Raw genomic sequence first — 15,881 nt, 5'->3', positions numbered from 1 at the left:
TAGAATTAGAATAATTAGACAAATCTAATAATTTAATTGTAATTTAGCTATTTTTCGTGGTAAATGGGGGTTATTTCAGTCCATATTTTCATTTATAATCCTTATTTCGACATTAATCATCAATAATTAATTTTTCTTTTTAGAATTAAAGTCTCATATTTTACTAAATTTATTAATTTATAGATTATGTTTGGAAGAAAGTCATTTAAATTCAATAGAAATTTTTATTATAAACTTGGGGGAATCGCTGGTTTTCTACTACTCAAACTTTTAATAAAAAGGTTTTCTAAAGGGAGAAATTTGTTATGTATGAGGGGAAAATCATAAAATATTATCGTGAAAAATCTCAGATGACACAAGAACAGTTAGGGAAAGGAATTTGTTCTAGTACGCATATTAGTAAAATAGAAAGATCTCAAACTGAATATGCACATGAAATAATAGCCCTACTATCTGATCGACTTGGAATAAAAATTGAAAATGAGATTTCAAAATTAAAAAATATAAAAATACGTATAAATAGTTGGCAGCAGTCTATTGTAATGCAGCTATTTGACGAAATAGAAGAAATCAACTTAGAACTTGAGCAAGAAGAGTTAATTCAAATTTCAAATTATACTAATCAATATAAATTACTTCGTATCAGATATTTATTAATGCGTAATTTAATGAATGAAGCAAAAGAGCTCATTGATGAAATGAAAAAAATAAAGCATAAATTGTCACCTTATGAAATAAATCTTTTTAGACATGTGCAAGGTATTTATCACTTAACGAACCATGAACCTTTACTTGCCATGAAAGTTCTGAAGGAAATCAATAATGAAGAGTATACAAATGAAGAATATTATTATCATTTAGCATCAGCTTACCATTCTAATGAAATGCCCGTAATGGCTTATTTTTACGCTGATAAAGCTCGTCAGTATTTCAAAAGTATTAATTCCTATCTTCGAGTAATCGACTCCGAAATGCTTATGCTAATACAAGTTAAAGATAATGAAGAATTTACTGAGACGATTAAAAGATTTGAAAACTTAATTCAAAGCTGTGAAATTTGTAGATCATCAGACCGAAAAGCAAGGGTATATCATAATTTGGCCTTTGAATATTACCGAAGAAAAAATTATGAGTTAGCAAAAAAATACTATTTTGAGTCTATGAAATTGAAGGATTCTAACTCTATACCGTATTTACTTTCCCTAGAAGGATATATACGAAGCTCATACTATGGAGAACTATTACCTAAGGGTGAATTATTACAGTTTGTAAGTGAAGGGTTTGATATTGCTTCCAAGAAAAGCGACAAACTTTTTATCAACTTATTCACCTTATTAGACCTTTTAATCTTAGAAAAAGAAGAAGAATATCATCAATATATGGCAGATCATTCATTACCATTTTTTAAAAAACTAGGATTCGCTTATCTAATCAATCATTCGGAAAAAGAATTGTTTAACTATTATTTTAAACGCAAACAAACCCGTAAAGCTCTAAGTATGGCAAATACATTAATAAATCAGTAGATAGTAAAAGGCATGTCTCATACTAATGGGACATGCCTTATTGTTATTATTATTTTTTAGCGGGCATCGCTTCTTCAAGTGCAAGATGCTTCGTATATAAATAAGTAGCGTATTCTTTTCCAACGTATCGAATATGCCATGGTTCATAGTGATAGTTTGTTATATCTACTTTATCTTCTGGGTAACGAATAATAAAGCCGTATTCATGTGCGTGCTCTGCTAACCATGTTCCTTCAGGCGTTTTGGCAAAACCTACTTCTAACGCATTACCAAATGCCGGTGAAGAAACATCTATCGCTAGTCCAGTCTGATGTTCACTCGTTCCTGGAAATGCACTGTATGCTTTAGTCCATTCCTCGCCATGTGTTGAAAGATAATTATTGTATAAAGAAACTTGTCGATCATATGAACGGTATCCAGAAATTGCTGTTAATGTAAAACCATCCGCAGATGCACCAGCAAATAACTTCTCTAATGCATGTCCAGCTTCACTTCTCATTCTAGTTTTTTCTTTTACTGCCCCATTTAATGGTATTGATGGATAAATAAGATCGTTTGGTTCATAACCATCGGGTAGCTTTCGATCTTTATTAACTAAGACTAAATTTGAATCAACGTTTAACACTTCTAATAACCCAGATTCATCTTCTTTTGTAGTTTTATAATAATCTGGAAAATTAAGTACGTTATCATTTTTTACAATGTCATTTTTAACTTTGGCATTCTTCTTAATAACAATCGTTTTAGGTTCTTTGTTTTGTTCATAAAGTGTACCTGCAACACCGGCTACTAAAACTAAAGAAATTGCGATTCCTATAATTGGTTTTTTTCTACGATTTTTCATACTTCTGGACAATGGTTTTCTCCTCCTATAATTTCTATACTTTTTATCGTTTTTTTTAATTGGTTGTTGTCGTAGAATTTGGTAGATGATAAATAAAGCTTTTTTTACTCTAGTATCGTCACGAATTCTTTTAATCAAACTACTAATAATCAACGTTTAAGATTAAACAAAAACTAACCATAAAAATTATTTAAATTTGTTTTACTAAAATTAGACGATTTAATTATACAAAAAGTTTTATAATCTGACATTTTTTTTAATTATATGTTATGTTATTAAATAGTATTTATAACAATTTTAAAATTGTGTTAATATAATTTTATTAGCAGACATAAAAACAATTTTTTAAAGATTTTTTAGTAAGAATTTTCACGAAAAAGACTAATTCATCTAAGAATCTATATACAGGAGAATAAAAATATGAAATGGTTAATTTGTTTTGGCCCCTTATTAGAACTAGCTATAACGGCCGGTATTGCTAAATTTTGGGCTGAAGATTTTAAAGAAATTGCACCGATTATTATACTTCAGTTTTTGCTTTATACTTTTTTAATTACACCAATTCTTCTTTGGGGATTTTTACGTTAAATATTTCCAAAAATAAAAAAACCTTCTTTTTGGAAGGTTTTTTTTATATCTAAATAATAACTAAATTAATTATACTATATAATTTTAATCCAAAAGAACTATTCAATCTAATTTCCGAGACTTTTGTATGTCGAATAAATGTCGATTATGCGGTTAACCAGCGCCACCATTGGGTTTATTGTCAATAAGATTCACTTAATATAGGTTTGACCGTTTTATATTTCAAAAAAAGAATTTGTCAATTAAATTGTTAGATTGAACATTGATAAGTAAGTTGCGTCATATTGATTTCCACTACAGGGTGCTCGCTTTCCATGGGGCGAGACCTGAGCCTCCTCGGCGCGCCTGCGGGGTCTTTAGTCTTCCCGCTTCTCCCATAGGAGTCGAGCACCCTTCCGTTCCAATCAAACTCTTTATAAAAAATAATAATCTTAAAAATAATAGAATGGTCAATTGAACGAATGAATTACTCTTCAATTTATAACTTATGATGACGACTTACACATCTTTAAAAATATTGATCGTCAAAAAAGAAGATAATTTAATTTTTGCAATTTAGTTAAAACATTTATATATCAACCAAAATCACTTGTTTATCAATAAGATGACAGATAAAATAAATTTTTTTCATAGAAATTCATTTAATGTTTGTATTTTTCAATATTGACTACATATTTCAACACTCTAAAAAAAAAACAAGAATACCCAGAAAGTATTCTTGTTTTTAACTTTTTAAGTTCTATTAGCTATGCAAATTTCCTTTTAACCAAGGTCGATTCCGATAATGACCTATAGGAATTTGAATTAAACTTGTTTTTCCTATTTCTTCTAATTGGTATAACTCATCGCATAATTTTACATTATAGCCAAGTAGTGGATGCCCCCCCATTCCTAATGCTGATGCGGCTATTAGTAAACGCTGAACCATTATGCCAGCTTCCATCTGTTGAATTCGATAGCCTCTATAACTATGTGTCGATTTTATATGTTCCGTATTCCCCACTACATGTATACAAATTGGCACTTGGAATAAATTAACGGTAGGGGCATTCATTCCATATTGGAGCTGCATACGATGATCGCCTAATTTAGTTTGTACTAGCGTATGGGTATGATCATCATAATAATAAGCCCCATTGTTAATCCCTTCAACGTTATACAAACATAAATATAATTTTGGTCGGTTTTTATTCTTTTTAAAGGATCCATCTAAATCATTTATATATGAGAAGGATGCTGTCGCCTCTTTAAGTAGTGTTGCTAGGTTTTTTTGACTAATAGAGCGTAAAACAAAGTCAAGTTCAGGTGAAAACCGTTCTTTACATATAGCTGCAAAATCATAGGACAGACGCTCCACTTTAGGTAAAATTATTCGATGCCGTTCATCTAAAGCATCAACAGTTTCATCAACTTTTCTAAATGTTTGAGTCGATTCGATCATCGATACTTTATTCATTTTAATTAGCATCGGGAACTCTCTTATCTTTTTCGATTTTACTAAATATTTATGTGAAACTGCTTGTAACTCTTTATTTAGATCGATAGAATTGTAAATTTTATTTTTCACATTATCTTTTGAAATCAAGGTAGATTCTTCAATTGAGAGTGGAATTACTCCATATACACTTTCCTCACGTTCGTTTATGCCGATTAAATGGTTGATCGCTTGATCTAGGAACTGGTAATATACTCCCGCTTTAAACCCAAAGCGTTTAGCCATCTCTAAAATCTGTCCAATAAGCACACCGCAATCTAACCCTTGAAGACGGTAAGAAAAATTATTATATTTAAAGAAATTTTTCCAAAACATTGTTGAAATAAAAATAGTACCAAAACACTTAGGAAGATCACATCTATTTCCTAAAGCTCTTGATACATAAGAATCAAAATTTCCTTCTCTTAATAAAACTAAGCAATGTCTAGCAACATCATAATGATAAATACCTGAAGAGACTTGATCAGACTTAAGATATAAATACAATTCATTCGGATACAATCCACCACCAGAGGGGATGAATCTTCGGTTTGAAGACATCATATTAACCATTTCGTTGGAACCGGAAGTAATTGCTGTTTGAGCAACTTGTGCTATTCCATATACATACCATAGAAAATAGCCTATTTCGTCTAAATTCGGCTCAAATTCGTCCCTTTTTTCTTTTAAGGATAATGGAACGTTAAGAGAAAGTGGAATAGTAGGTAAATCTTTATAAAGCTTATAAGTTAGTGGCGCATCCTCCCAATCTACTTCCCAATCCGATTGATTTGCCTTTTCAATATCAAAATGCAGATTGTGTAGAAATGTTTGTAAACTCATCCAAAAACCTCCTAGAACACCACCTATGGGAACGGGTGCGGATATGGATTGAGCTGCTCCGGCTTTAGCGGCTTCTTCGTATAGCCCATTTTAACAGGAACTTTTAACACTCGATCAAGTCCATTCAATCGTTTTAAATGATTGCCGAATGTCATAGGCAACATTCCTGGAATTAAGACTTTTACACAAGATAATCCATTTCTTTTAATTTCAGGTGTAGTTTGATCGACTACAATCACATCAAGATTTAATTGTTTAAATACTTGTAGAATATCCTTTAGATCATTCGTCAAATCCAGATGGTTTGTATCCCATTTAAATTCTTCCTCAAAAGTCTTTAATGGACGGTTATCATCTAATAAAAACTTCAGACGCTCCTCTGCTTGACGTAGCCCGTATAACATTCCATGATCATCCATTTGTTTAACGAGATTATTATCTAAAAGCATTTTCATATTTTGAGCGTAATTTTCTTCAAACTTTTTATCCAATGTTAACATCATTCCAGCTAACTCATGCACTGCGCTTTTAACCGCCCTAACTGGATCAAGATGTGCGCCTGCTGCACAAATGAGATTTAAACCATGTTCTTTTCGGTTTTTTGCAATGGCAACAATACTTGGAATTCCATTTTCCATCGTCGAATTAAATAGATGAAGATCATATCCTCCAACCAAGCGCATTCGCTCAATCATTAAATCGAGTTCTTGATCCTTAGCCGATTTTGGATCAAGTCGAGGAAGAGGCAACTGAGCATACCAAGTCATTAAGAAAGAATCCCGTTCAACAATTTCCAAAATACCGTAGAATATAGCTTCTTCTAAACTCCCTCCTAATGCACATCCATTGGAAGTTTCATAAACATAACCGTGTCCGCATCCTAGACTATAGTATGAAAGCAACTCTGGTACAAGAATCGGCTCTTCCTTCATAAATGAATAGCCCCATACCCAATCAATCTTCCGTTTAGGATTAAACGCCTTAAATGGAAAACGCGGCAGAGCATATTGCTCTTTCGAATGAGTACCGACAATTTCAGGATTAATTGCATAATCTTTTACGTTGTTATAGCTATCATGTACTACCGTTCTTTTTCCTCGTGGAGTGAGACCACAATACCTTTCTAACCCTTCCAAAATAGCAGTTAATTCACTAGATTCATATGATAGTGTACGCCCTGCTGTTCCTTCATCCCCTTGAAGTAATGGTAGGTTTACGACAACATCTGCAAATGGTGTGGTTAGATCATATGCCTTTCCATTTAAAAAACCTGTCTTTTGACCTAAATAGTCATTAACTAACACTTTTTTTAATTCATCCATCGAGCGACTACGATAACTATTTGGAGATACTTTCATACTTGGCTCAAGTGAAATAATAGCAGAATCAGAAGTATCATCTTCTAGTTCGCCACAAATTGGACATAAAGGATTCGGTAAAAAAAAGTGATTAGAACTCTTGAATGTTTTCATATTTAATAAAAAAATTCGTTCCTCTAGACGAGTTTCTTTACCGTTCATAAATTTATCTACTTCAGCAGCAATTAAGTAAGCCATTTGTAAAAGTCCCGTTCTTGTACCCCATACATCATCCGATACTCCATCACCTTCTAATAACTGATGATCAATTTCTAGCATTTCTCTGCGCTCTCTGCCAGCCATTAAACGTCTAAAATCAGCACACTTTATGCATCCTTTTTGCCCTGGATGTACTAAGGGTCCGATTACACCTTCCCCAAACGAAACACAAGCACGTAGCCATGGAACAGTTCCTATTCTTAAGTTTTCATCTACTTTTTCATAAATCTTAGGGTTCCACGCGTCATCTAAAATAAGTATTAAACTAGTATCCTCTGAAACCTTCGACTCTAAATCTTTCTGTTGAACGATCTTATATTTATTTAAAAGAATTTCGGATGTGTACTTACTTAATAATCCCTCTCCAAAAATAGTAACCATTGAATTCAAATCGAGCTCACCTCTCTTAACAAGACACCATAAACTCCCGCTAGCTCATCTACATTAATTGATTCAAGCATAAACTCCAATGTTAGTAGTTCCATATTATTCTGTTTTAAAATATCCATAGCCGAGAATAATAAATCAGCATGTTTAGCACGGTCAGATTCAGGGATAATAATTTCAGGTACTTGCTTTTCTTCCACTAAAACTGATGAACTCTGGGTAGCTTTTGATGCAAGTAGTGGGGTTTTATTTTGTGATTCCTTAAGTACTTGTTTTAGTGCATCTTGTAAGGCCATTGTTATATTTAAACCAACACTTCTATACCAGCCTTTTTGTGTACCAATCCAGACTACTGGAAATCCACAAATCTCTTTTCCTAATGCTATTTTTGGAGATTCATGTATTGTATTTAATGTTTGTAAATAAAATTGAGCACAATCATCTTCAATTTTTATCGCTTTTATTTCCTGAATATGATTTTCATGATCACTCGTTTGTTTATTAAGCTCTTCAGACAAATATTTTTGTAGAGCTCTACAAATACTTTCTGAAAAAGTTTGACCAGTAGCTATTGCGATGTATTCCTCAGGTTCAATACACTCTACAACATCGGACTCTGAATTCATAATAAGTTGACTGGCTATTTGCGATACATACATTTCAACTCCAGTAAGTCCCGCCTCTCTTCGTGCTTCTTCATGAGTTAATTCAGTACAAATCGTACTCGTTAGTAGTTTTACTGGTCCTTCTGTAAGAGGATCTACTACTTGTATCCGACACTGAGCTAATGGAAGTTGATTTAGTTCACCCTCATCCCAAACGTGAAATAATCCAGTTTCTTGTGAATTGAACTGACCTAAGTAAGTTAATAACTTCCTTTGATCTCCACTAGGTTTGTTTTGCTCTAGCTTTTCCTCAAAATTATGAACTATTTTAGCTTTTGCTTTCCCAGTCACTAGTGGATGAGGAGAGAATGAGTGCCAACTGCCCTCTAGCGTCTCTTGATTAATAATATAAACCTGATTATTCTTTTCTGTTTCGCGTGACTTTGTAATATCCTTAAATAGCTCGAACACCATTATATTTGCCAACATTGCTGATGTAATCGAAGACAATGGTTGGTTCGTTTCTTCTTCACAGAGTATGTTTTGATGAACGCTTCTCCACGCTGACTCAAAGCAAGCTTCAGAATTTGAAGTCACTAGTGGTCCGGCCATACAGATCTTTTGCGAAGAAATTGCTGGGATAAATCGCTTTTTCTCTCTTTTACAAATCTCATTGAGCAATTTAAGTTCATAAACACGATCATCTTCTGATACGTATAAAATCGAATCAAAAGCTGATACAATCTCTTGTAATGAAAGCTTCTTTCTCTTAATTAATTCAACTTCGACTTCACTATCCGTTCTCCGTGCGTTGTCTACAATTTCTTTTATTCGTTTTTTATCAGTATTTTCCGTATTCGTTATTAAAAGATGGAATTTGGCTAACCCCGACTCTAATAATGCTGAAACTAGCGAAGTGACAATTGTTCCAGAACCAATTGCCAATATCTTGGATTGGCGATACGTTTGAAAACGATATGAACCAGACTCCCCAAAACAATTTAAAAACTCAATTTGACTTGCATACTTATTTAAAATATCTTTAGATAATTGATGTGGATGATCCTTACTTACATCCCGTGCAAAGCCATTTTTATATAAAATCTCACCAATTTCATATACTCTTTCTCGGTATTGGTCAGGCAAACCATTTGTTAAACTATCTAGGGAGTGTTCACCGTTAAACATAGGAAGTAACTTTTCAATCCACTGGTATACAGATGCACCTTCCATTCGAAATGAACTTAAGTTATTCCTAAAATAGACACCTCCATTCGAATCAGGTACAAAAAAAGTATCTCGATTAACCTTTAGTCGTGCAGATGGATTCAATTTTGACATCCTTTTCAACTCCTTCAATCTCCTGTGAGTTGTACATTGAATTTAATAAATACTTTCTTCATAATCCTATGTATATTATGTATTCCTTATGTCATAACCTAATTTAATAGATAACCCCTACAAAGATAAGTAGGGGCTGATTGTCTAGTTGGACAAATAGTTTTTATGAAACATTACAATTAACGGTGACAGCGACCACAGTGACCGCATCCTCCGCAACGGAAACAGCCTCCGCATCCTCCACAACCGAAGCAACCTCCACAACCAAAACAACTAAAAAAAGGGAAAAAGCATGCAAAGCAAACTCGAGCATCTTGATTTTGATTCTGATTATAATCCCATGGAACTACTTGACTAGTTTGAAACTGATCAACGTTTAATTGTTGAAGCTCTCTTTGAAAATCATACATTTTTATAACCTCCGACATAAAATTTGAAAGCGAATAAAACATAACGTACTTAAATAAAATAAATACGATTCCCTAATTTGAATCCACTAAAACGCAGACTCTCAACAACAAAATATGTTGAGGACTTGGGCATTGTTACCGATTCACTTGCCCAATTTTCTTACTCCTTAGTAAAATTATGAACGGATTGAAAGTGCAAAAAAACCTCACTTCGAAAGTGAGGTTTTTCGTATGTCATTCATTTTTTTATATTCATTCATAATTAAATCAGTTGCTCTTTAATCTTCATTAAGCGTAATGTTTTTAAGAGGAGAATATGAATAGACATTCTTTATACTTGCTCTCTTATTTCTCCTTATTTCTTTTCCAAAAATTAAATGTGCTGTCTTTATTTTAAGTACTTTGAATAGTAAGAGGTACAGTAATAATAGAAAATCAAAAACAAAAAGTAAGTCCCCTATCATAAAAAACGAGAATATTGTATTGGAGATTTCTTCTGTTTGATCAATAGTAGAAAATACAAAAACAGCATATCTTTCATAAACAGTACAGATTAAAAATATAGATCCAACTACTAATGAAGTAAAACTATAACCAATAGATCGTTCTCTTTTATTGAATTCTAAAAAGATTGGAAGTAAATATAGCAAAACAACAATAAAAATACTAAATAACAATCCTAACAAAGTAATACGGCTATGTAACATAGACTGAACTAGCAAAAGTTTTCCTAGGATAAAAAACAGTAACACTATACCCATCATTTCCCTCCTCATTTCTCAATTTAGAGCACCAATCATGATCACATCCGAATACAATCACAAATTAAAACGAGTTCCTTTTCAAAGTAAATTATAGTCTTGCTTATTAAAGTTTCAAATGCTTTTTTTTACCGTTTTGATAGGTAAAAACAGTTAATATATAAAGTTTCATTAAACGATGTATGCCCTTCGTTATATAAAAGGAGATTTTCGATTAATATATATTTATTACCGTTTTTAACGGTAAAAATAGTCATATCCTTATCCATCATCTAAGTTTAAAATAATTTTGAAAACATTATCTCAACAACATTTTATGTGAGTTTCATCACAAAAATAGTTAGTTTATTTATGTTAGTAAAAATATTATTCTAGATCTAAAGTAGGAGATGAGATGGATAAGGCGAGTTTACGAAGATTACACTTAATCGATATTTTAAGTAGTCAAGAAAAATGGTTCAAAACGGAGGAGCTTGCTAAAAATTTAAATTGTACTGAGAAAACAATAAGAACTGATATACAAATTATCAATGCAACACTTCCAGAAGGATGGCAAATTGAAACGATAAAAGGAAAAGGTATTTATATAAATAATCCAATTAATTCCTCACTTGATCAAGTTCGTTCACTTTTTGTTAAGAACTCTTTATCACTTCAAGTAATCATGTTTATTCTAATAAAAGAGATTGAACACATTAGTGATTTAGGAAAAGTCTTATATACACATCATAATACTGTTTATAAAATTCTCGAACGAGTAGACACTTTATTGAAATCATATAACTTAAGTTTAAAGCGTGCACCTCTTGAAATTGTAGGAAATGAGTTCCAAAAAAGAATCTTATGCTGTGACGTATTGTATGGTCTATACTCCCATACGAATAAATGGCCTTATGATTCTCTATCGTTTTCTATAATAAAAAAAGTAGTTACAAAGTCAGCTGAAGAAAATAATTTACTTTTATTCCCACCTACTATATATAAATATATTTATTATGTTGGTACGATGATTCAAAGAATCGATCGAGATATACAATTGGATTTAAATCCTTCTAACAATATTAAGGATTCGAAGTTTTTTTCAGTTGCAACTGATATATGCGGACAGCTAGAAAAAATTTATAAAGTATCAATTCCATTAAATGAAATAAACGCTCTTTCTATAATGATATCTGCATCCCCTTATTTTTCTAGCGATAATGAACCTCAAGATGAAATAATAATTAGCTACCATCATAAATCAAAAAAACAATATATAGAATTACACGAGCTCGTTACGATGCTCGAAAAAAAGCTTGGTATAAAATTACATGATCATAATGATTTTATTCTCACTCTTCAAAAACAATTTAAAGCCTTTTCCCTAGTTCTTTTTTTAAACGGTAGAATTGATCGATCTTGCCTCATTACTGAATACGTTAAAAAGCGTTATCCGGAGTTATTTCATAAAGTAAAAACTGTATTTCGTAATTGGTGCAATTACCTTTCATACCCAGAAGTAAATAATGAAGTAATTGCTAAAATCACATTAAATATTCAAGCAATCATTATTAAATTATCATTCGTAAAAAAAAGGGTACTGCTGTTAAGTAGTGAAGGTTATGGTGTACGACAGTATATAACAGCTAAACTAATAAAAGAATTTGGAGATAAAATCCAATTTGTTGAACTCCAAAACGGCGAACTAAGCCCTGAAACGATTAGTGAATTACGTTTGGACTTTATCATTGCTGATTTTCAAATTGATTTAGATATTGTTCCAATTGCGGTAATTAGTTCTACTCTTTCACAGCGCGATATTAATCATATCGCCCATTTATTAAAATAAGTTTTATGTTGAATAAGCATTCAAAGGTGATTTTATGGTAAAAGAAAGGCCAACATTAGTCACAAATGAGTTAGTTGATCTATTAAGGCAACTCGATCATGATACTTTTTTACACGGGATGCGTGTAGGAGAAATGTCGTATAAATTCAGTAGATATTTAGATCTCTCTTTACATCAATCCAATCAATTACATTTTATTGGTTATGTACATGATATTGGTAAGTTTAAAATACCAAATTCAATCGTTGCAAAAAGAGGTCCTCTTACTGATTTCGAGTGGAATCTAATGAAGAATCACACAATTTATGGATATGATTTATTAAAAGATTTTTCATATCATAATGATATTTTAAATGCTGTCCGTTATCATCATGAAAATATTGATGGGACTGGCTATGAAGGTTTATGTAGTAACGAAATTGATTTTAATTCGAAAGTAATTAGAATAATTGATAGTTTTGATGCATTAGCCCATGATCGCCCTTATAGAAAAAAATGTTCAATTGAAAGATCGTTAAAAAAAATTCAAAAACAAAGTGGTACTGTTTATGACCAGGATTTAGTAAAGGAGTTCACTAAATTTATTTGTAAACTGTATTAAGCTGTATTCAATAATGCTAATAATTTACACCTATTAATTGCTAGACCAGAATCTATTAACATGTTATAGTTTCATTAAAATTATAAATTTCACTCGTATAATAGTGAGGATATGGCTCACAAGTTTCTACCGGTTAACCGTAAATTTACCGACTATGAGTGGTAACACATCTAACATTTTAGCTCTAGCGAATCAAAGACTCAAAATGTGTTACTTCACTCATTTTATACAGTGAAGTACATGTTTTGAGTTTTTTTGTTTAGATTAAGGGGGATCATTATGGAATTATTACTAAAAAAAATTGAACAAGAAGGAATCGTTTTAGCAAATGATGTATTAAAAGTGGATGCTTTCTTAAATCATCAAATGGATCCTGTTTTAATGAAAGAAATTGGGGAAGAATTTGCACGTTTATTTTCTGAAGAAAAAATAACAAAGGTAGTTACTATAGAATCTTCAGGTATCGGACCTGGGCTAATGACAGCACTTGCTTTAAATGTCCCTCTAGTTTTTGCTCGTAAGAAAAAGTCAATCACAATGCAGCAAGATGTTTATACTGCCAAAGTATATTCATTTACAAAAAAAGAAGAAAATGAAATTTCAATTTCTCATAAATGGTTAGACGAAGGTGATAAAGTATTAGTAATAGACGATTTCTTAGCAAACGGACAGGCAGCTCTTGGCTTACTTTCAATCATGGAACAAGCGAAGGCAGAAACAGTTGGCTTTGGAATCGTAATTGAAAAATCATTCCAAGATGGCGGAAAGATTCTGCGTGATCGTGGTTATCGAGTTAAATCTCTTGCTCGTATTCAATCTTTAAAAGACGGACAAATTAAATACTTAAATGAAGAATTAACTGTTTAAGAATAAAGAAAAGACATTGTTTGAACGATTTGTGTAGTTCACAATGTCTTTTTCTATTGATTAAGCCTTTTTTAGGATTAAATATACAAAGTAAGGCCCACCGATTAGGGCTACTATAATCCCCGCTGGTATTCCTTCAGGATCGACTAAGTTTCTTCCGATTGTGTCGGCAACTAATAGCAAGAATCCACCAATTAAAATTGCAATGGGTATAAATAATTGATTTCTTGGGCCAACTAAGCTTTTGGCTATATGTGGTGCCATTAATCCGATAAACGCAATTCCTCCTGTTACTGAAACAGCCGATGCTGCTAATGCAACTGCTGCTAACATTAAAACAATTCTTTCCTTTTCTAATGAGACCCCTACCCCGATTGCAACAGGCTCATTTAAATTAAGAAGGTTTAATGTATTTGCTTTATATAAAGTAAACGGAATTAATACAATTAGCCAAGGTAAGAATGCCCAAATAAACGGCCAATCTGTCCCCCATATATTACCTGCCAACCATTTTGCAATAAAATCTACTTTAGCACGTTCCGCAGATGAAATTAATACAATCATGATTCCTGAAAGAGCCATCGAGAAACCAATACCTACTAAAACTAGTCTTATAGGTTGTAAACCCGAATTTTTCTTATAAGAAAATAAGTAAATAATAATTGCTGTTACAATAGCACCACAAAATCCAACGATTGGGATTAAATAAACAAACGATCCTGCTTCAATTGGAAAGTATAAAAAGAATACTGTAATAGCTACACCTGCACCAGCATTAAAACCTAGTATCCCAGGCTCAGCCATATCATTTCTTGTTACCCCTTGCAAAATTGCACCAGATAGTGCAAGTGCCATTCCCGCCATTAAAGTTATAATCATTCTAGGTAAACGAATTGAAAAGATTACAAACTCTTCTTTAAATGTACCATCACCTAAAAATGTTGGAAGTAATCTACTATATGGTATTGCTGAAAATCCCATTCCCATTCCAATAAACATTGTTAAGAGAATAAGTATAAAGAGTATCAACAGAATTAACCTTTGTTTTCTAATAATAGCAGGCTGTATCAAGAGAATTCTTTGCCTCCTTTATGTACGATAAATAGAAAGAAAGGAAGGCCAATCATTGCAACAATCGCTGCAACTGGTGTTTCATAAGGTATATTAATTGTTCGCCCAAGTGTATCTGCCAAAAGTAAAAATGTAGCACCAAAAATAGCAGACATCGGTATAATAAATCGGTAATCAGTTCCGACGAATCCACGCACCATGTGAGGTACCATTAAACCTAAAAATGCCATATTTCCTACTAGAGCAACTGCCGCTCCAGCTAGTAATACGATTACGACAAATAAGATTGCTTTGATTCTTGGGATATTTTGACCTAAACCTACAGCAACCTCTTCATTTAAACTAAGTATTGTTAATTGACGTGCCAAGAAAATTGTTACTAGAATACCGACTATAATAAAAGGCGTAATCGTTTTTACTTGGCCCCATGAAGTACCAACTAATCCACCAGAAGTCCACATTGAAATATTTTGAGATATTTTAAAGTAAATCCCTACACCTTCAGAAATAGCAGTTAAAAAGCCTGTAACAGCCGCCCCTGCTAAAACAATACGAAATGGAGAAAAACCGCCTTTTTTCACTGTAGCAATTCCAAAAACGATTAGTGAACCAACTGCTGCACCTATAAAACAAGCTAACATAATTCCAAAATAATTTACTTTTGGTAGGAAAGCCATTGTTATTGCTAAAGCTGCATTTGCTCCTGCCGTTAAGCCAAGCAAACCCGGATCTGCAAGTGGATTTCTTGTCATCCCCTGCATAATAGCGCCTGCCACCGCAAGAGCTGCTCCTACAAATATTGCCGCCACCTCTCGAGGTAACCGTAACTCTCTAATAATAGAAATCTGTTGACTATTCATGTTTGTAAAAATTGCATTCCATACATCACCAACAGTTGTATCCGCTGCGCCGAAAACGATTGCAATTACAAACATAACTATAAAAATGATAATCCCCAATATAAGTTTAAAAAAGAATGGAACAGAACCTTTGTTTTTTTGTGTCATTAGCCTCTCATCTTCTCTTTATAGAATGTCTTCAGACTGCCCGCCAAACGCTCGCTTTCTTTAATGCTTCCCGCCCCGAAAGATAAACGTTTTCAATCAGTCTGCAATAAAATTTTTGGACAATGTCTAAATAATAAGAGTAGGAATAATA

The 15,881-nt window shown here is 32.6% G+C and carries 13 protein-coding genes and 1 riboswitch; of the genes, 5 read left to right on the top strand and 8 right to left on the bottom strand.

Features of this window, described 5'->3' with window-relative positions; translation table 11 throughout:
- Positions 1–305 precede the first annotated feature (305 nt).
- A complete protein-coding gene (locus EP747_RS14125) occupies positions 306–1,526 on the top strand; it encodes a helix-turn-helix domain-containing protein (RefSeq protein WP_129690773.1) in 1,221 nt (406 codons plus the stop codon).
- 49 nt (positions 1,527–1,575) lie between these two features.
- Here EP747_RS14125 and EP747_RS14120 read toward each other — a convergent pair whose 3' ends face one another.
- On the bottom strand, positions 1,576–2,382 hold the full coding sequence (locus EP747_RS14120; RefSeq protein WP_235832882.1) for a M15 family metallopeptidase: 807 nt from the start codon (positions 2,380–2,382) through the stop codon (positions 1,576–1,578).
- A 408-nt stretch (positions 2,383–2,790) separates the two neighbouring features.
- Between EP747_RS14120 and EP747_RS24270 the strand changes: the two genes are divergently transcribed.
- Positions 2,791–2,958, top strand: coding sequence for a hypothetical protein (locus tag EP747_RS24270; RefSeq protein WP_165347055.1), 168 nt, complete (start codon positions 2,791–2,793; stop codon positions 2,956–2,958).
- 742 nt (positions 2,959–3,700) lie between these two features.
- Here the strand turns inward: EP747_RS24270 and EP747_RS14110 are convergent.
- The 5 genes from EP747_RS14110 to EP747_RS14090 all read right to left on the bottom strand — a co-directional run bounded on the left by EP747_RS14110 (position 3,701) and on the right by EP747_RS14090 (position 10,356).
- Positions 3,701–5,275, bottom strand: coding sequence for a SagB family peptide dehydrogenase (locus EP747_RS14110; protein ID WP_129690772.1), 1,575 nt, complete (start codon positions 5,273–5,275; stop codon positions 3,701–3,703).
- Between the two features lie 23 nt (positions 5,276–5,298).
- Positions 5,299–7,242 (bottom strand): TOMM precursor leader peptide-binding protein, encoded by a 1,944-nt coding sequence (locus EP747_RS14105; RefSeq protein WP_129690771.1) that lies wholly within the window; start codon positions 7,240–7,242, stop codon positions 5,299–5,301.
- Entirely contained in the window at positions 7,239–9,185 is a 1,947-nt protein-coding gene (locus EP747_RS14100) for a putative thiazole-containing bacteriocin maturation protein (RefSeq protein ID WP_129690770.1), read from the bottom strand. Before EP747_RS14100 ends, EP747_RS14105 begins: the two co-directional genes overlap by 4 nt.
- Positions 9,186–9,364: 179 nt before the next feature.
- Entirely contained in the window at positions 9,365–9,595 is a 231-nt protein-coding gene (locus EP747_RS14095; RefSeq protein ID WP_129690769.1) for a heterocycloanthracin/sonorensin family bacteriocin, read from the bottom strand.
- A 278-nt stretch (positions 9,596–9,873) separates the two neighbouring features.
- On the bottom strand, positions 9,874–10,356 hold the full coding sequence (locus EP747_RS14090; protein WP_129690768.1) for a hypothetical protein: 483 nt from the start codon (positions 10,354–10,356) through the stop codon (positions 9,874–9,876).
- A gap of 394 nt (positions 10,357–10,750) precedes the next feature.
- Here EP747_RS14090 and EP747_RS14085 point away from each other — a divergent pair, with 394 nt between their 5' ends.
- The 3 genes from EP747_RS14085 (at position 10,751) to EP747_RS14075 (ending at position 13,652) form a co-directional block, all read left to right on the top strand.
- Complete coding sequence (locus tag EP747_RS14085; RefSeq protein ID WP_129690767.1) at positions 10,751–12,184, top strand: BglG family transcription antiterminator; 1,434 nt, start codon at positions 10,751–10,753, stop codon at positions 12,182–12,184.
- Between the two features lie 34 nt (positions 12,185–12,218).
- Complete coding sequence (locus EP747_RS14080) at positions 12,219–12,785, top strand: HD-GYP domain-containing protein (protein WP_129690766.1); 567 nt, start codon at positions 12,219–12,221, stop codon at positions 12,783–12,785.
- Between the two features lie 73 nt (positions 12,786–12,858).
- Positions 12,859–12,960: riboswitch (purine riboswitch) on the top strand.
- A 104-nt stretch (positions 12,961–13,064) separates the two neighbouring features.
- Positions 13,065–13,652, top strand: a complete 588-nt coding sequence (locus EP747_RS14075) for a xanthine phosphoribosyltransferase (protein WP_129690765.1) — start codon at positions 13,065–13,067, stop codon at positions 13,650–13,652.
- 60 nt (positions 13,653–13,712) lie between these two features.
- Here the strand turns inward: EP747_RS14075 and EP747_RS14070 are convergent, their stop codons facing one another.
- Positions 13,713–14,723: a FecCD family ABC transporter permease gene (locus EP747_RS14070; protein WP_129690764.1), complete on the bottom strand. Its 1,011-nt coding sequence runs from the start codon at positions 14,721–14,723 to the stop codon at positions 13,713–13,715.
- The gene (locus EP747_RS14065; RefSeq protein WP_129690763.1) at positions 14,720–15,730 is read right to left on the bottom strand and encodes a FecCD family ABC transporter permease; all 1,011 of its coding nucleotides are present in this window, start codon (positions 15,728–15,730) and stop codon (positions 14,720–14,722) included. The genes EP747_RS14070 and EP747_RS14065 overlap by 4 nt, the downstream gene beginning before the upstream one ends.
- Between the last annotated feature and the right edge of the window lie 151 nt (positions 15,731–15,881).

It is taken from the genome of Gottfriedia acidiceleris (genome assembly GCF_004138285.1).
In the GTDB taxonomy this organism is placed as follows: domain Bacteria; phylum Bacillota; class Bacilli; order Bacillales; family Bacillaceae_G; genus Gottfriedia; species Gottfriedia acidiceleris_A.
The sequence above is the reverse complement of the archived record's forward strand: the minus strand, read 5'-3'. Positions and strand labels throughout refer to the sequence as shown.